Consider the following 17,607-nt stretch of genomic DNA (forward strand, 5'->3'; position numbering starts at 1 on the left):
GACAGCCGACGCCGCCAGGCCGAACAGCCTTGGAGCGTTGAACTGTACCCGGTCAGCTCACTGTTCATCCGCAGACTCCACCAGCCCATCGGCGGTCAGCTCGAGCCGGCGCGTCACGCCGATGTCGCTGAGGAATCGCGGATCGTGACTCACCACGATCAGCGCACCCTGGAAGGCCGCCAGCGCCTCGGTGAGATGCGCCAGGCTGGGCAGATCCAGGTTGTTGGTCGGCTCGTCGAGCAGCAGCAGCTTCGGTGCGGGCTCGGCCAGCAGCAGCATGGCCAGCGCCGCCCGCAGCCGCTCCCCGCCGGACAGGGCTCCGGCGAGCACATCCGCGTCACCGCCCCGGAACAGGAACCGGGCCAGCTGCGCCCGGATCTGCTCGGCCGAGGCGTGCGGCGCGGCGGCCGCGACATTCTCGAACACCGAGCGCGATTCGTCGAAGACGTCGAGGCGTTGCGGCAGCATCCGCCACGCCACCTTCGGTCCGTCCTGCTGAATCCGGTGCAGCAACGTGGTTTTCCCGATGCCGTTGCGCCCGGTGAGCGCGATGCGTTCGGGCCCGGTCACTTTCAACGTCACTGTCGGCCCGCACGCCAAGCGCACCTCGTCCAGTTCGAGCACGTCCTGTCCCGGATACAGCCGGGTATCCGGCAACTCGACCCGGATCTCCCGGTCGTCGCGCACCCGCTCCTGCATCTCGCTGAGATGATCACGCGCCCCTTCGACCTTGCCGATGTGGTTGTTGCGCAACTTCCCCGCCGCCACCTGCGCCTCGCGTTTGCGATTGTGCGCGACGATCTTGGGAACCCGCTTCTCCTCCTCGGCCTTGGCCCCGGTCCGCAGTCGCCGATCCAGCTTGATTCGAGCCTCCACGAGCTCGCGCGCTTGCTTGCGCACATCGCTACGCGCATCGCGGACCGCCGCACGGGCGGCCTCCTGCTCGACGGCGATGATCCGCTCGTACTCGCTGAAATTGCCGCCGAACAAACGGATCTCGCCCTGCCGCAATTCGGCGATGGTGTCCACCCGATCGAGCAACTCCCGATCGTGGCTGACGGTCAGCACGGTGCCGGGGAACTGCCCGACGACCTCGTAGAGCCGCTGCCGGGCCACCTGATCGAGGTTGTTGGTCGGTTCGTCCAGCAACAACACCTCTGGCTCCCGCAACAGTTCCGCCACGAGACCCAGCAGCACCGTCTCACCGCCGGACAAGGTGTCCAGCCGCCGATCCAGATCCGCGATATCTCCTGCGACATAATGCAATCCGAGCCGCGCCAGCAACGCCACCGCCCGCTCTTCGATATCCCAGGAATTGCCGACGAGATCGAAGTCGCCGTCGTCGCCGCTCCCGGATTCGATGCGGTGCAGTGCCTTTCGAATCCCAGCCAGCCCGAGCACCTCGTCCACCCGCTGCCCGGTGGCCAGCCCCAGATCCTGCCGCAGGTACCCCACCCGCCCTGACACGCTCACCGAACCGCGCGCAGCCCGCAATTCGCCGGTGACCAGCCGAAACAGAGTGGATTTCCCCGCACCGTTCGCACCGACCAAGCCAATATGACCCGGTCCGAGCTGAGCGTCGAGACCCTCGAAAACCGGAGTGCCATCCGGCCAGCCGAAGGTGAGATCGGAAATAGAAATAACAGATATAGGCATGCGGCCTCCTGAAAGATGAGCGAATGCGGCGCGCGATTGCGGACCACTCGGCGATCACCTCAGAAGAGCAACGGCATGACTCCGATCAACGGGAATAGAACTCGAATACGTTAACCGGGATCAACGAGCCGATGCAAGAACATATTTCGAGATCCAGGTCTCAGCGGGCGACCGACGTGGTGAACCGCAGGTAGCCGAGCGCCATCACCGCCACCACCGCAGCCAGGGTGAACATGGCGGCGACGCCGTGCCCGATCATCACACCGCCCAGCAACGATCCCGCGCCGATACCCAGGTAGATGCATGACGCGTTCAGCGCCACCACCAGTCCGGATTCCTGCGGGGCGGCGGCGATGAGACGGTGCTGCTGAGCCGGAGACTGGCCGAAACTCGACCCACCCCAGGCCGCGGCGAGCACGGCGACCAGGGCGGGGACGGTCCAGTGCTCGGCGGCGAGCCAGCCCAGGACGGCCAGAGCTGCGGCCAGGGTGAGGCAGCCGACGGTCAGCACTCGGGTTGCTCCCCAGCGGTCGGTGGCGTAGCCCGAGAACAGGCTGCCGACGATGGCACCGGAGCCGTACGCGGCGAGCATCCACGCGGTGGACGACGCGCTGATGCCCACCCCACCGAAGGCCGGGACCGCGTAGGCGTAGACGACGTAGGCGGCGGTCATGCCAAGCACGGTCAGGGGCAGCACCTTCGCGACCGCCGGGTTGCGCAGCACCGCCAGGCGGGTGCGCAGCGGGACGTACGGGCTGCCGGGTAGGGCGGGCACCCACGCGGCCACACCGAGCGCGGCCAGCAGGCACAGTCCGGCGACCGTGGCCAGGGCTGAGCGCCAGCCCAGCCACTGGCCGATGGCATCACCCATCGGCACGCCCAGCGCCGTCGCGACGGTCAGTCCCGCGATGACCACCGCAAGTGCCCGCGCTCGCACCTCCGGGCGCACCATCGCCGCGGCCACCGCGCCCGCGTTCGGGGTGAACGCCGACGCGCCGATGGCGGCAATGATCCGAGTAGCCAGCAGGATCGAAAAGGTCGGGGCCAGTGCGGATCCCAGATTGGCGAGTCCGAGCACCAGCAGCGCCGAGACCAGCAGCGCGCGGCGGGGCAGTCGCGCGGTGAGGGTGGCCAGCACCGGCGAGCCCAGCGCGTAGGTGGCGGCGAACACCGTCACCGCCAGCCCGGCGGTGGCCGTCGAGACCCGCAGCGCCCCGGCCAGTTCCGGCAGGAACCCGGCCAGGATGAAGGCGTCGGTGCCGACGGCGAAGGTTCCGGCCGCCAGGATCACCGTGCGGCCCAGGCCGTTCGACGACCGCGTGGACTCGTCTGCCACCCGGGCATTAATCGGGACACTTGCCATCCCGAATCTCCTTCCGAAAAAACCCGGCCCAGCGGCCGGGTGGTTGTGAGCGAGCGGCGACGCTCAGGCGTTCATCCGCTCGTAGAAATCCCGGGCCCGTTTCGCGGCCGCGGGTGAGGTCTCGGCGACCATGTCGGCGATGGTCTGCCCGGCGAGTTCGCGGCGCCAGGCGAGATCCGCTCGGCCCATGACCTTGCTGATGCCGCAGATCTTGCCGAATTCCGAGTCCGCGGCCACCGATCCGGCACCGCGCCGGCGAATCTCGGTGCAGCGGAACGCCCCGGTGCGCCCCTCGACCGCTGCGACCACATCCATGAAGGTGATGCGCTCGGGCGTGCGGGCGAGCCGGTAACCACCGCGCGCGCCGGGCACCGAGTCGAGGATGCCCTCGCGGACCAGCGGTTGCAGCCGCTTCTTGAGGTACTCCGGCGGCAGCTCGTAGATGGCAGCGAGGCGGGCGGTGGCGATGGGCGCGTGATCATCCAGCCACGCCAGCACCAGGCAGCAGTGCAATCCCCACTCGACGCCTTCACCCAGCAACATAAAGGGGACAGTACATGTCCCGAATAGTCGAGGGCAACCCGAAACCCGAAGGCCCCGACCGTGTCAGCGGCTGATGCGGCGGGCCTTCATGCCGTTGGACAGCGGTACCTCGGCCACCTTCCCACCTGATTCGGCGTGCAGCATGCGCCCGCTGCCGGTGTAGATGCCGACATCGGAAGGCCCACGCGGACCGAAGGATCCGAACACCAGATCCCCGGCCTTGGCATTGATCAGCTCGACGTCGGTGCCCTGCTCCCACTGCTGTTCGGCCGTGCCCGGCAGCGTCTTGGTGCCCCCGCTGGCCGCGAAGACCGCGGCCGCGGTGAACCCGGCCTGATCGAAACCGCCGTTGCTGGGCCCGCCCGCCCCGCCGCCACCGAAAACGTAGGGCGTGCCGAGCCATTGCTGTCCGGCCGCCACGATCTGCGTCCCCAGGTCGGCGTTCTCGTCGGCCTGGAAGCGCCCCTCACTGCCGAGACTGCGGAAGCCGGGTTCGGCGGCCAGGATGCGCGAGACATACGGCCGGGTCTCGGTGAAGTGCCGCGAGATCTGATTGGGCATGCCGCCCGAGGCCAGCACCGCCCCCTCGCCCGCGTTGTAGGCGGCGATGGTGAGGGCGGTCAGGTCGCCGGAGACCTTGCCCTCGTTCATCCAGCCCTCGATGGTCTTGGCGATGGCGCACATGTAGCGGCCCTGGCCGATGATCCCGTCGGCCGGATCCAGCGCGCTGGCATAGCCTTTGCCGTCGACATCGATGACGAAGGGCTGTCCGTCGGGGGCGAGCTCCTTGGCGGTGCCGGGCATGAACTGGGCGATGCCCTGCGCACCGTCCGGCGACACCGCGTCGGACCGGAAGCCGGATTCGGCCTGCCCCTGCGCCGCCAGCAGCGAGGCGCTGATCTCCGGGCACAGCGAACCGGCCCGGCGGTACCAGATCTCGAGCTCCGGCGGCACCTTGCCGGAGGCGAGATTGCCTCCCGCCGTGCCGAATCCGTTCTCGCAGTAGGGCGAAGTCGGGGCCGGGACGCTGCCACCGGCCAGCCACGGCATGGGGTCGACCTGATGTCCACCCGTCAACCGGCCGCCCGGTACCAACTCGAAATGCAAATGCGGACCGGAGGATTCACCATTGCTGCCGACATCGGCGATGTGCTGGCCCATCTGCACGATGTCGCCGGTGTGCACGAAGATGCCGTTGTCGTACATGTGGCCGTACACGGTCGAGTAGCGGTGCCCGCTCTCGTCGAGGGAGTCGATGACGACCCAGTCGCCGAACCCGGAGGCCGCGCCCGAGGCCACCACCAATCCATCCGCGGCCGCGTAGATGGGGGTGCCCGCGGGAGCGGCGAGGTCGACACCCATGTGGGTGCCGCCGCGCGCCCCGAACACATCGCTGACCGTGAATACCCCTGGGGCGATGGGGTATTGGTGCCGTCCGGCCCCCAGCAGGCTACCCGCCTCGTTGACGGTGCCCGGCATGGCCGCCATGGAGGCGTCGCCCACCGGGGGCACCGTCGAGGTCGCCACCACGTCCTTGATGGTGACCTGCACGCGGTCCAGGTGATTGCGCGCCGTGTCGCCGCGATCGTCGAGGGGCTTCCACTCGGTGCCCGCCGCCGCGCCCGGAGTCCAGCTGCGCTGCTTCCAGATCAGGTAGTCGACGCGGAAGGCGGCGGCGTTCTCCTGCAGGAACGACACGATGGCGTCACCCTTGCCGGTGTCGGAGCCGACGATGAATTCCACGGCGCGCCCGGCCTTCAGATCCGGACTGGACGCGTCGTCGACAACGCCGCGCATGTCCATCATCCCGAAGTGGGCGACCGTGCAGCGCAGCACCCGCAGCGCCCCGTCCTGCAGCCCGGCCTCGGCCGGTGACCCGGTGGACGGGCAGTTGGGTTCGGTGCGCGCCGAGGTGGCGGCGGGAAGGCTGGGTGTGGCGGGGCCGCAACTGGTCTCGGTCGAGGGCAGAATAATGACCAAGACCAGCGTCATCAGCCCGATGATCAGGCCGACCGCCGCACCCACGAGATGTTTGGGACTCACTCCCGACCGCTCCCGGCCGCCGCGGTGATCACCCGGACATCATGCCATGGCGGACACGCTGATTCACGGACCCAGCGTGTCAGTTTCAACTAGTACACAGCGGGCATCCCTCCCCTATGCCGTACGTGGCCCGCAACGAAGTCCACGCCGCTCGCATCATCAGCGGCGTCGGCGCGCTCTTCGCCCTCATCGAGGGCGTGTACATCCTGCTGCTGATCCTCAATGCGGATCAGTCCAACAAGTTCTTCACCTTCATCAAGGGGCTCGCCGAACCACTCGCCTTGTTCTTTCCCGGGCTGTTCCATACGGGCAGTGTCAATTTCGACATCATTCTCAATTACGGACTGGCAGCGGTGTTCTGGCTGGTCGTGACCGGCTTCGTCGCGCGAGTCGTTGCACGCTAGAGGTCGGCGGCGGACAGATCGAACGCGGTGAGCGCCGCGGCGAACAGCGGCGTGTGCTCGGAGCGGCCGGGATCGTAGCCGGTCAGGGCGGCAATGCGAGTGAGCCGATAGTTCAGCGTATTGCGGTGCACCACCAGCGACTCGGCCGCCGCGACCCGATTGTGGTCGTGCACCAGATACGCCCGCAGCGCGTCCATCAGATGCTGATGCTCGGCCAGCGGCGCGAGCAGACCCAGCAACCAGGCGCGCGCGGGCCCGGGTCGAGCGAACTGATACTGCAGGGCCAGCTCGGCCATGCCGTACACACCGGTCGGTCGACCCAGTCCGAGTGCCAGCCGGGCGATCTCCCCCGCCTCCTCCGCGCGCACCGGAATCTCCGAAACCGTTGCGGCGGTCGCCGTTCCAGCTATCACCCGGACACCGGCGACGGCGGCGATGCGGGCCACGGCGGCTTCGAGCCGCGCGACCGGCTCGCTCACCGGCACCAGCACCCAGCCGCCCGCCCGATCCAGCATGGTCAACGCCAGCGGCGAGAGGGCGTCGATCTCCCCGTGGATGACCCGCATGGCCGGGCGCACCCCGTCCACGGTGGCGGCCGCGTCGGCGGTGCGCAGCGCCACCACGTGATAGCCGCCCAGCGCGATCCCGAACCGGGCGGCCAGCAGTTCGGCCGGTTTGCCCTGCAACAATGCCTGCGCCAGTGCGCGTTTGGCCTCCCGCTGCTCCCAGTGCAGATCCTGCCGCTCGCGCAGATACGATCCGGCCACCCCGGGAATCACCAGGCCCAGATACCGCAGCAGCTGCGGCACCGCACCCAGCAGCTCCTCGCGCTCGGCGGCCGTATTCGCGTGCGCGACCAGGAAATTCCAGGCCGCGAGCGCACCCTGGTGATACACCGCCAGCACCGCGTCGAGTGGAATCCCCTCCCGCGCACGCCGCACCGCGATATCGATCATCCCGTCCAGTTCGTCCGCTCGTGGTTCCCGCCCCTCCCCCAGCAGCCGCACGAACAGCCGCAGGTTGTCCTCGGCGCGATGGATCAGGTCCTGCTCGACCAGTTCCCGGGGCAGCTGTTCGTAATCCGGGACACTGCGCACGATCACGGCCACCATCTCCCGGGCGGCCTCGGGCAGATGCGTGGCCAGGAATTCGGCGAAGCGGGCGGGGTCTGCGGATGCGGCGGTCACCGGCACATTGTGACCGCGACCGAATCGGTTCGCACGGCAAACGAATCCAACTGGGCCGATAGCCGCGGGGCATCCGGCCGACCCTGTCATTCGAACAAATCCGGGCGCTCAACCCTGAGTTCGCGCACACAGACCGCGACCGCCTTCGTCTGAGACGGTTTAGCCCACACTGTCGTGGCAGAGGGAAAGAGAATGATGACCGGTCAAGGATGGGGACGGCGGCATGGACTGGGAAAGATGGTCGCGGCGAGCGCGGCTGCCGGACTACTGATTTCGGCGCAGGCGGCCGGGCTCGCGCACGCCGAGGACAATGTCGCGGTGGAGCCCGCACCGGCGTTCACACTGCCGCCGGAGGTCGACGACTTCTATTCACCGCCCGCCGGACAGGTCGCGGCGGCACAGCCCGGGGAGATTCTGCGTGCCCGGCGCATCAATCCGGCATTCTTCGGGATCGCCCAGCTGAATATCGACGCCTGGCAGCTGTCCTACCGCACCACCAACAGCTTCGGGGAGGCCATCTCCACCGTCACCACCGTCCTGGTCCCGCGCGCCCCCGCGCCCGAGGGCGGCCGCAAGCTGCTGTCCTATCAGATCGCCGAAGACAGTGCGGCCCAGTACTGCGCGCCCTCCTATGTGATCCAATCCGGTTCGCTGCCTTTGGATTACGTCAATGCCGCCGAGACCATGATCCCCATCGCGGCGGGCGTGGGCCAGGGCTGGACGGTGGTGATGCCCGACTACGAGGGCCCGCACTCGTCCTACGGCACTTCGAAACTCAATGCGCAGGCCACGCTGGATGGCATCCGCGCCGCCGAGAGCTTCTCCCCCGCACAGCTTTCCGGCAATGCCACGCCGGCCGCGCTGTGGGGTTACTCCGGCGGCACCGTACCGTCGTCCTTCGCCGCGGAAATCGCGAAAGACTATGCGCCGGAACTGAATATCGTCGGTGTCGCGGCGGGCGGCCTGGCCGCGGCCGACTACCCGGAGGCGCTGCGGCACAACAACCGCGGCCTGTACAGCGGCCTGATCATGGGCGTCTTCGCCGGGGTCGCCGGTGAGTACCCGGAGATCCGGGACATGTTGCGCGACAACGTCGTCGACCCGGTCAGCCAGTTATTGCTCGCCTCCAAACAGCTGCTGTGCCACCCGGAAGGCACCGCGCTGGTGCCGTTCTACGACTACCTCGGTGCGATGAACTACCAGGGTGATCCGCTGCAGCACCCGGCCGTCCAGCGATTCATCGCCGAGAACTCCCTGGGCCAGGCCACCCCGTCCATGCCGGTGTACATCTATCACGCCCAATACGACGAGATCCTGCCCAATGCCGGGGTGGACCGGCTGGTCGACAAGTACTGCGCCGAGGGCGCGCCCAGCGTCGTCTACGAACGAGAACTGGTGGCCGAGCACATCTCCGGGGTCGCCGGACAACTGCCCGGCGCCTTCCACTGGCTGCGCGACCGACTCAACGGAGCCGCTGCCCCGCAGGGCTGCACCATCACCGATCCCACCTTCGTGATGGCGGAACCCCGCTTCTGGCAAACGCTGGGCGAGATCCTGCCGACGGCCGTGCAGGCCCTGATCGGTCAGGCGATCGGGACCGATCGCTGAGCGCTCAGAGCTTCACGATCGACGTCACGGGGTAATCGCCCTGCCGCGCACGGCCTTTCAGGAACTCCAACTCCAGCACCACCGCCGCCGCGGCCACCTCGGCTCCGGCGGCGGTGAACAGCTCCGCCGCCGCGGCCAACGTCCCGCCGGTGGCGAGTACGTCGTCGAGCAGCAACACCTTGCGCCCGGCCAAATCGATGCCGTCGGCAGGGATTTCCAGTGCCGCGGAACCGTATTCGAGCGTGTATTCACGGCTGATCACCGGCGGCGGCAGCTTGCCGCCCTTGCGCACGGCGATCACACCGGTCCCGAGAATGGCGGCCACGCCCGCACCCAGCAGGAACCCGCGCGCGTCCACGCCCGCCACCAGATCCGCGTCCGGCGCGCACGCCGCGAGGCAGTCCAGCACCGCACGGAATCCCTCGGAGTCGGCGAACACCGGAGTCAGATCCGCGAAACGCACACCCGGAGTAGGGAAATCATCGTGCCAGCGGGTCAACCGCTGCACCGCGTCCTCGGCGCGCGCCGCCCGCACTCCTGCCACTTCGGCCGTCTCCAACATCTCGTGCTTGCTCATCTACACCCGCTCCTCATTCAACCACGCCATGACGGCGTTCACCGTGTCAGCACCCAGCGATCCATGTTCCAGCCCGCGCCCGCCCGGGTGGGGCTGGCGATCCCGTTCTCCATGCCGTCGCCGAACCCGATGGTGCGGGGCGCGGCGAACAGCGGAATCGAGGGCATGTCGCTCCAGAGCAGGTTCTCCTGCTCGGTCAGCAGATTCAGCACCGTGGCCGAGTTGTCCTCGGCCGCAAGCTGATCCGCGATGGCATCGTAGCGGCCGTTGCCGAAGCGCCCGAAATTCAGGCCCGAGCCGGTCCGCAGCGAGGCGATGGCGTCGGTGGCCGACAGCGTGCCCGAGGGTCCGGGCATGCCCGCGGTGCCGCCCAGCACGGCGTCCACCTTGCCGTCGGTCAGCTGCGAGGCGGTGAAATCCGGTGCGCCCGCGTCGACCACGGTCACACCCGCGGCCTTGCAGGCGTCGGCGATGGCCGCCACCGTGGCCGCGCGCCGCTCGTCCGGCTTCACATAGCCGATGCGGACGGTCTGATTCTGGATGCCGGAGGACTGCGCGGCCTGCGACGCCGTCGCATCCCCGCCCTTGTACTTGTCACCGGCGCCCGCGATGGACGGGTAGTACACCGAATCCTGCGGCACGGTCCGCGAATTCAACGGTCCGGCGCCCAGCCCGAGCTTGACGTCGTAGTCGGGATGCCCGAACTTGTCGAACAGGGCCTGCCGCGGCACGCACAACGCGAAGGCGCGGCGCGCGTCCGCCGCACCGAACACCCCGCCGGTGCCCAGCACCAGCTGCTCGACCCCGCGACCGGGCAGGTTCTGCTTGTGGAACCCGCCGAGGCTCACATCGCCCAGCGAGCCCGCGCCCACATCCAGCACGCCGATCGACTTGTCCGACACCTTCGACTTCAGGTCGGAATGCCGGTCCCACACCACGATCCGCGGCGTCTTGGGCGCATTGCCCCACCACTTCTCGTTCTTGACCAGCAGCAGACCGCCCTTGTCATCGAAGGAGTCGATCCGGTACGGGCCCGAGGACGGCAGCAGGGTCTGATCCAGCTTGCCGGGCGTCAGCTTCCAGCCGTTGTTCCAGAAGTCGGCGATCTTCTCCAGCGTCGGCTGATCACCGGTCTGCACCGGGGCCACCACGTTCGGGATCTTCACCTGGGTGGCGATCACGTGCGCGGGCATCATCTCCGACGCGTTGAACAGCGTCTTCCACGCCGAATAGTGCTTGCCCGGCCGGAACACCACGGTCGCGTCCTTGGACCCGGCCTGGCAGTCCACCCGCTCGATATCGCGGTAGCCGTCGGTGCTCGCGGCATCGAAGAGCGGAACCGGCCCGCCCGGACCGGCTTTGGTGAACCGGCCGCTGCGCGCCGCCCAGGTCAGCACCAGGTCGTCGCACGAGGTCGCGACGCCGTCGGAGTACACGCCGTCCGGCGAGAGCCGGTACTGGATGGTCTGCGCGTCGCCCGGCACCTCCTTGGCGGTGCCGGTGTCGGTGTCGGCCACCGGTTGTCCGTCCGGCCCGGTGTAGAAGAAGCCGGTCAGCACCCGCGAGAACACCGCGGCCGCACCGCTGTTCGCGCCGAGGGTGCTGCTGCCGTTGTAGCTCGCGATGACCGCGTCCACGCCGTAGCCGATGGAGGGCACCTGATTCTTGGACGAGCACCCGGCCAGCAGCCCGGCGGCGAGCGAACCCGCCGCCAGCGCGATTCCGGCCCGGCGCAGTCCCCTGTGATCGTGCTTCACCGTGGCAAACCCCCTGCGCGTCAGTGCCGTCGCTGCTGTCGTTTCCCGCTCGGCCGGGCTCCGGGCCGCGGCGCACCCGTGTTCTGACCGCGCGCCGCCGGACGCGGAGCGCCACCGGCCATGGCCTCGCCGCCGCGGCCCGCGGCCCCGGCCCGCTCGGCCGCCGCCGCGCCGACGCGCGCCTTGGAGCCACCCTCACGACGGTTGAGCACCCGCTTGGTGTGCTCGGCCACCGGACCCCAGGTCTCCTTGATGGACACCAGGATCGGCACCGCGAAGAAGATCGACGAATAGCCACCCACGATCATGCCGACCAGCTGCACCAGCGCCAGATCCTTGAGGGTGCCGACACCCAGCAGCCACACCGCGATCACCAGCATGGCGATGATCGGGAGGATGCCGATGACGGTGGTGTTGATCGATCGCATCAGCGTCTGGTTGGCCGCCAGGTTCGCCTTCTCCGCGTACGTGTGCTTGGTCAGGTGCAGCACGCCACGGGTGTTCTCCTCGACCTTGTCGAAGACGACCACGTTGTCGTAGAGCACGTAACCCAGAATCGTGAGCAGACCGATGACCGCGGCCGGCGTCACCTCGAAACCGACCAGCGAGTAGATGCCGGCGGTGACGATCAGGTTGAAGAACAGCGAGCCGATGGCCGCGATCGACATGTCGCGTTCGAAGCGAATCGCGATGTAGGCCATGGTCAGCACCACGAACACCACCAGCGCCAACAACGCCTTGTGGGTGACCTGGCCGCCCCAGGTCGAACTGATCTCGGCGATGCTGATCGCGTTGCGGTTGGGCTGGCCGCTGGAATCCTTCGGATGGAAGGTGTCGAACAGTGCGTTCTGCAGCTTGTCCGACTGGTCGGCGGTCAGCGTGTCCGACCGCAGCTGAATGGTGGCCGAGGAGCCCGCACCGACCTTCTGAGTGGTCACCGGGTCGTGACCGATCGCGGTCCGGTAGACGTCGTCCACCTTCGAGGTGGTGACATCGGCGGCCGCCGGCAGCTGGATGCGGGTACCACCGGCGAAGTCGATACCGAGGGTGAATCCCTTGATACCCATGCTCAATGCGGCGATCGCGATGAGCACCGCGGCAATGGCGTAGTACACCTTGCGCTTGCCGACGATCTCGAAACCGCCGGTGCCGGTGTACAACCGCTCGAACAGGCTGTGCTTCTTACCCGAAGCCGCTCCCTCGTAATCGAGTTCGCTGTCGGAATCCACCGCGACGGAAGAGGACTTGGCCATGATCACGCCTCCTTCACCAGGACGCCGGCCGAAGCCTTGCGTTCCTGTGCAAGCTCTGCAATAGCGCCCAGGCCGTTCACCGACGGCTTCGCCCAGAACGGCGAGCGCGAGACCAGCATCATCAGCGGCGAGGTCACCAGGTACAACACGATGACGTCGAGCACGGTGGTCAGACCCAGGGTGAAGGCGAAGCCCTTCACCTGGCCGGCCGCCAGCAGGTACAGCACCGCGGACGCGATGAGCGACACCGTCTTACCCGACAGGTTGGTGCGCTGGGCGCGCTGCCAGCCGCGCGGGACGGCCGAGCGGAAACTGCGGCCCTCACGCATCTGGTCCTTTATTCGTTCGAAGAAGACCACGAACGAGTCCGCTGTCATACCGATACCGATGATCAGACCCGCGATACCGGCCAGGTCGAGCGTGAACCCGATCCAGCGGCCCAGCAACACGATCAGCGCGAACACCGCCACGCCCGCCGCGAGCAGCGAGAAACCGGCCAGGAAGCCGAGCATGCGGTAGTAGAGCAGGCAGTAGAGCAGCACCGCGATCAGGCCGATCGCACCCGCGATCAGACCCGCGTGCAGCGAGGACAGACCCAGGGTCGCCGACACCGTCTCGGCCTCGGAAGTCGCGAACGACAGCGGCAGCGAACCGTACTTCAGCGTGTTCGCCAGTTCCTTGGCGGTCTTGGAGTTGAAGCTGCCCGAGATCTGGGTGTTGCCACCGTACTGGCCACCCGCGGTGACCGTCGGGGCGCTGACCACCTTCGAGTCGAGCACGAAGGCCAGCTGCTTGCCCTGGTACTGGGTGGTGAGCTTGCCCCAGGTGTCCGAACCGCCGGACTTGAAGTCCACGTTGACCACCCAGCCGCGCTGCTGGTCGTAGGCGGAGGTGGCGTTGCTGATCTCCTGGCCGTCGAGCGCGCTCTTGTCCAGCAGGTAGACGAAGGTGCCGTCGGTACCGCAGGCGACCAGCGGCAGGTTCGGATCGTCGTTGCCCTGCAACGGATCCGGCTTCGAGCAGTCGAGGCTGGCCATGGCCGCGGCCTGGACCTGCGGATCGGTGCTCTGGCGCAACGCCTTCGCGGCGTTGATCTCCTGCTGCGTCTGCTGCTGCGGAGTCAGCCCACCGGGCGCGGGGGCCGGGGTCGGCGTGGTCGGAGCCTGCGCCGGGAACACCCGGTTCTGCGGAGCCTCGGTGGTCGCGGGCGCGTCGGTGGTCGGCGCGGCCGGGGTGGTCGTCGGTGCGACCGAGGGGGTCCCGGGCGGGGTGGTCGGCTGCGCGGCAGGCGGCTGCTGACCACCGGCCTTCGCGGCGGGCTGCTGGCTCAACACCGGACGCACATACATCTTCGCGGTGGTCGCCAGCGACTTGGCTTGCGCGCCATCCCCACCCGGCACCGTGATCACCAGGTTGTCACCCTCGATGACGACCTCCGACCCGGCGACGCCGAGGCCGTTGACACGCTTCTCGATGATCGCCTGGGCCTGCTTGAGGCTGTCCTGGCTCGGCTTCGCGCCGTCCGGGGTGCGAGCCGTCAGCGTGACCCGGGTACCGCCCTGCAGATCGATGCCGAGCTTCGGGGTGTGGGCTTTGTCGCCGGTGAAATAGATCAGGCCGAACATCAAAGCCACCAGCGCGGCGTAGACGCCGAGCAAGCGCATGGGATGCGCCGTTCCCTGAGAAGGTGGCACAGTACTTATCTCCTAGGCGGGGGTCAGAGGTGAAACGAGTGGTTACACACCGCAGCGCCACCGGCCGCCGGGTGGGTCGGGCGGCCGATGGCGCGTGGTGTGTTCAGTCCTTGGTCAGCTTCGGCGCGTCGGCGTCGGCGTCAACGTGATTGTCGGACGCGGCCTCGGCGGTCTCGGGCGCGGCGTCCGCAGCCTCCGCCTCGTCGGCCGCGGTCTCCACCGGGCGGATCTCGAGGATCGCGCTGCGCTTCCAGGTGGTGACGACGTCCTCGGCGATCTCGAGGTCGACGGTCTCCTCGTCGGCGTCGATGTCGACGACGGTCGCGAACAGGCCCGACGTGGTGATGACCTGGTCGCCCACCTTCAGGGCGTCCCGCATCTCGTTGACCTTGGCCATCTCTCGCTTCTGGCGGCGCACTCCCAGGAACATCGGGATCAGCAGAGCAACCAGTAGCAGCGGCAGCAAAAGGTCCATCGTCGAAGTCAGCCCCTAGTCAATGGTCGGATGGTGCGTGTGCAGGACAGTCTGCCAGTACACCCTGAGAGACGGCGCGCCGACCTGCAATCCGACCGGCGGTGTTTCGCGCAGAGCTGATCGGACGCCCTCCCTGCCGAGCTGCGCGGTCGACCGCCGACTATGCCGACCGCGCAGTCCCGCTCAGGCCGACTTCACCCCGTAGGTGTAGTCGTCGAGCGGGAAGTTCACCGCTTCGCGGTGCGCGTTGAGGGTGCTGGTCGGGCGCAGCAGCGCGGCCTCGCCGTGCTGATTGAAGTAGTAGCTGCGCGCGGTCGAGCACTCGCCGCCGTAGAACACCGAGGAACCCAGCTTGTCGGTGACGCGATCGAGGAACTCGGTGTTGGCCTGCTCGGTCACCTCGAAGACCTGCTCGCCTCGGCGGAACATCTCACCGAACAGCCGCGCCATGTGCTTCATCTGCGCCTCGATGGTGGTGAAGTACGACAGGCCGCTGTAGGAGTACGGGCTGTTGAGGCTGACGAAGTTCGGGAACTTCGGCACGCTGATGCCCTCGTAGGCCTGGAAACGGTTGTCGCGCCAGAACTTTCCGAGATTGCGGCCCTCGCGGCCGATGATCTCGATGGCGGGGAAGTTGACGTCCCACAGGTTGAAGCCGGTGGCCAGGATCAGGGTGTCGATCTCGGTCTTGTGGCCGTCGGCGGTCACGATGCCGTCGGCTTCCACGTGATCGATGGAGTTGGTCTCCAGGCGCACGTGCGGCTCGTTGAACGTCGTGAAGTAGGTGTTCGAGAACGTGGGCCGCTTGCAGCCGAAATCGTAGTTCGGCGTCAGCTTCTCGCGAGTCTCCTTGTCGCGCACCGAGTTCCGCAGGTGCACCTTGGCCAGCAGGGCCGCGGCCTTGTTCAGCGGCTTGGCCTGCTTGAAGTGCAGCACGCCGACGACCATCAGCGCCTCCAGCATGGAGGTGTTCGCCAGGCGAGCGGCCTTCTGCGTCAACGGGACTCGCGCGAACAGGCTTTGCACGGGGCGCGGGATGGCGGCGTCGAACTTGGGCACCACCCAGATCGGGGTGCGCTGGAACACGGTCAGCGCCGACGCCTTCTTGGCGACCTCGGGGATCAGCTGCACGGCGGTCGCGCCGGTGCCGATGATGGCGGCTTTGCGACCGGTGAGGTCGAAGTCGTTGTCCCACGCGGTGGTGTGGATGATCTTGCCCGCGAAGGTGTCGATGCCGGGGAACGGCGGGGTGTAGGGCTGCGAGAGGAAGCCGGTGGCGGTCATCAGGTAGCGCGCGGTCAGGGATTCGCCGCCCTCGATGGCGACCACCCACTGCTGCTGCTCCTCGTCCCAGCGGGCGCCGCCGACGACGGTGTTGAACCGCATGCGGCGACGCAGGTCGTACTTGTCTGCCACGTGCTCGGCGTACTTCTTGAGCTCGGCGCCCGGGGCGAACAGCCGCGACCAGTTCGGGTTGGGCTCGAAAGAGTAGGAGTAGGTGACCGAGGCGATGTCGACCGCCAGGCCCGGGTAGTGGTTCACATGCCAGGTGCCGCCCAGGTCGTCCTCGCGTTCGAGGATGACGAAATTGCTCAGGCCGAGCCGATCCAGCTCGATGCCCGCGCCCATTCCGCCGAAACCGGCACCGACCACGATGGCGTCGTACTGAGGTGCCACGCCGAACCTCCTGCAAAGAGAGTGATGCACATGTCACGGAATGACATCTCATTCCGTTTGTGATCACCGTATCATCGGGCCTGTGACGAAGCCATCCTCGAGAATCGAACGGCGCAAGGCCGAACTCCGCCAGGAGATCATCGACACCGCCTTCGGGTGTTTCGCCGAGAAGGGCTATCACGCCACCGGCATCGCGGACATCGCCGGCGTACTGGGGATCGGGCACGGGACGTTCTACCGGTACTTCGAGAACAAGCGCGACATCATCGATCACGTCATCGACGATCTGGCGGCGCGGATCATCGAATCGCTGGGGACCGATAACGCACCCGATGCCGCGGACAGCCTGGAGGAGTACCGGGCGCAGGTGGATCGCATCGGCGACGCCCTGAACCGGATCTTCCTCGAGGATCAGCGGGTCGCGCAGTTGCTGCTGTTCCAGGCGACGGGTATCGACAGTGAACTGACCATGCGGCTCTACGGGCTACTGGATACCGCGGACTCGCTGACGGCCGGATATCTCGAGCACGGGGTCGAACGGGGTTATCTGCGCGCGGATCTCGATACCGTCAATACCGCTCGGGCGGTGACGGGGATGCTGCTGGCGGCGATCGTGCACGGCATTCGCACGCCGGACGCGCGGGCGGTGGACGATCTCAGCCATGCCATCCGGCACCTGCTGATCGACGGGGTACGCAAGCACTGAGCCGCTCGCGGGCGCGCACTGAACCGACTCGTTTGTCCGTTGCGGTCGGATCCGCAAGGGGCGGAAGTAATTCGGACATCAAGTCATTGGCACAATGGCGCAAGTGACCCCCGACGACGTCCGCCGCACCCGGTTCGGCCCCGCACCGTCCGGGCATCACAGCTACCACCCGGCCCAGGTGGACGCCTTCTGCGCGCGCATCGCCGACACCATGCTCGGGCGCGATCACCTCGGCATCGCCGATATCCGGCTGGTGGAGTTCGACGCTCCCCCGCCGGGACAGCGGGGCTACGACATCGAGCAGGTCGACGATTTTCTCGACCACATCTGCGTCGTGCTCGAGGAACTACGCCGGGGGCGTGGCCGGATCACTACCAGGCGTACCCACGCCCCATTGACCCACGACGACGTACTGCGTATTCAGTTCTCCGCGCCACCGTTCGGTTTTCGGGGGTATCACGCCGACGAGGTGGGAGAGTTCCTCGACCGGCTTGCCGCGACGCTGGCTCATCACGGGCCCAATGGGCTCACGGCACAGGACATTCGGGACACCAAGTTCAACGTGGCCACCACCGGGGAGCCCGCCTACCACCGGGACGAGGTGGACGCGTTCCTCGATCTGATGGTGCATCAGCTCGAGAATTCCGAAGTGTCGCCGCACTGA

At 67.6% G+C, this 17,607-nt stretch carries 15 protein-coding genes; 4 read left to right on the forward strand and 11 right to left on the reverse strand.

Features of this window, described 5'->3' with window-relative positions; translation table 11 throughout:
- Nucleotides 1–57: 57 nt before the first annotated feature.
- The 4 genes from ACYVN4_RS10185 to ACYVN4_RS10200 form a co-directional block, all read right to left on the reverse strand.
- Nucleotides 58–1,656, reverse strand: coding sequence for an ABC-F family ATP-binding cassette domain-containing protein (locus ACYVN4_RS10185; RefSeq protein WP_460719596.1), 1,599 nt, complete (start codon nucleotides 1,654–1,656; stop codon nucleotides 58–60).
- 160 nt (nucleotides 1,657–1,816) lie between these two features.
- Nucleotides 1,817–3,019 (reverse strand): MFS transporter, encoded by a 1,203-nt coding sequence (locus tag ACYVN4_RS10190; protein WP_460719598.1) that lies wholly within the window; start codon nucleotides 3,017–3,019, stop codon nucleotides 1,817–1,819.
- Between the two features lie 63 nt (nucleotides 3,020–3,082).
- Complete coding sequence (locus ACYVN4_RS10195) at nucleotides 3,083–3,562, reverse strand: RrF2 family transcriptional regulator (protein ID WP_460719600.1); 480 nt, start codon at nucleotides 3,560–3,562, stop codon at nucleotides 3,083–3,085.
- Between the two features lie 63 nt (nucleotides 3,563–3,625).
- Nucleotides 3,626–5,605, reverse strand: coding sequence for a peptidoglycan DD-metalloendopeptidase family protein (locus ACYVN4_RS10200; RefSeq protein WP_460719602.1), 1,980 nt, complete (start codon nucleotides 5,603–5,605; stop codon nucleotides 3,626–3,628).
- A gap of 125 nt (nucleotides 5,606–5,730) precedes the next feature.
- Between ACYVN4_RS10200 and ACYVN4_RS10205 the strand changes: the two genes are divergently transcribed.
- The gene (locus ACYVN4_RS10205) at nucleotides 5,731–6,009 is read left to right on the forward strand and encodes a hypothetical protein (protein WP_460719604.1); all 279 of its coding nucleotides are present in this window, start codon (nucleotides 5,731–5,733) and stop codon (nucleotides 6,007–6,009) included.
- Here ACYVN4_RS10205 and ACYVN4_RS10210 read toward each other — a convergent pair.
- Entirely contained in the window at nucleotides 6,006–7,196 is a 1,191-nt protein-coding gene (locus ACYVN4_RS10210; RefSeq protein ID WP_460719606.1) for a PucR family transcriptional regulator, read from the reverse strand. The two genes, ACYVN4_RS10205 and ACYVN4_RS10210, sit on opposite strands and share 4 nt — an antisense overlap.
- A gap of 237 nt (nucleotides 7,197–7,433) precedes the next feature.
- Between ACYVN4_RS10210 and ACYVN4_RS10215 the strand changes: the two genes are divergently transcribed.
- Nucleotides 7,434–8,804 carry a lipase family protein gene (locus ACYVN4_RS10215; protein WP_460719608.1) on the forward strand — a complete coding sequence of 457 codons (1,371 nt, stop codon included), beginning with the start codon at nucleotides 7,434–7,436 and terminating at the stop codon, nucleotides 8,802–8,804.
- A gap of 4 nt (nucleotides 8,805–8,808) precedes the next feature.
- Here the strand turns inward: ACYVN4_RS10215 and ACYVN4_RS10220 are convergent, their stop codons facing one another.
- From ACYVN4_RS10220 to ACYVN4_RS10245, 6 genes are all read right to left on the reverse strand, one after another.
- Nucleotides 8,809–9,381, reverse strand: a complete 573-nt coding sequence (locus ACYVN4_RS10220; protein WP_460719610.1) for an adenine phosphoribosyltransferase — start codon at nucleotides 9,379–9,381, stop codon at nucleotides 8,809–8,811.
- A 38-nt stretch (nucleotides 9,382–9,419) separates the two neighbouring features.
- Complete coding sequence (locus ACYVN4_RS10225; RefSeq protein WP_460719612.1) at nucleotides 9,420–11,138, reverse strand: ABC transporter substrate-binding protein; 1,719 nt, start codon at nucleotides 11,136–11,138, stop codon at nucleotides 9,420–9,422.
- Between the two features lie 20 nt (nucleotides 11,139–11,158).
- The gene (gene secF / locus ACYVN4_RS10230) at nucleotides 11,159–12,391 is read right to left on the reverse strand and encodes a protein translocase subunit SecF (protein WP_460719614.1); all 1,233 of its coding nucleotides are present in this window, start codon (nucleotides 12,389–12,391) and stop codon (nucleotides 11,159–11,161) included.
- Between the two features lie 2 nt (nucleotides 12,392–12,393).
- Nucleotides 12,394–14,085 carry a protein translocase subunit SecD gene (gene secD / locus ACYVN4_RS10235; protein WP_460719616.1) on the reverse strand — a complete coding sequence of 564 codons (1,692 nt, stop codon included), beginning with the start codon at nucleotides 14,083–14,085 and terminating at the stop codon, nucleotides 12,394–12,396.
- A gap of 103 nt (nucleotides 14,086–14,188) precedes the next feature.
- Nucleotides 14,189–14,560 (reverse strand): preprotein translocase subunit YajC, encoded by a 372-nt coding sequence (gene yajC / locus ACYVN4_RS10240; RefSeq protein WP_460719618.1) that lies wholly within the window; start codon nucleotides 14,558–14,560, stop codon nucleotides 14,189–14,191.
- 183 nt (nucleotides 14,561–14,743) lie between these two features.
- Nucleotides 14,744–16,237 (reverse strand): flavin-containing monooxygenase, encoded by a 1,494-nt coding sequence (locus ACYVN4_RS10245; protein ID WP_460719620.1) that lies wholly within the window; start codon nucleotides 16,235–16,237, stop codon nucleotides 14,744–14,746.
- 40 nt (nucleotides 16,238–16,277) lie between these two features.
- Between ACYVN4_RS10245 and ACYVN4_RS10250 the strand changes: the two genes are divergently transcribed.
- Entirely contained in the window at nucleotides 16,278–16,943 is a 666-nt protein-coding gene (locus tag ACYVN4_RS10250) for a TetR/AcrR family transcriptional regulator (RefSeq protein ID WP_460719622.1), read from the forward strand.
- Between the two features lie 103 nt (nucleotides 16,944–17,046).
- Nucleotides 17,047–17,607 carry a DivIVA domain-containing protein gene (locus tag ACYVN4_RS10255; RefSeq protein ID WP_460719624.1) on the forward strand — a complete coding sequence of 187 codons (561 nt, stop codon included), beginning with the start codon at nucleotides 17,047–17,049 and terminating at the stop codon, nucleotides 17,605–17,607.

The sequence above is a fragment of the Nocardia heshunensis genome, from assembly GCF_054782115.1.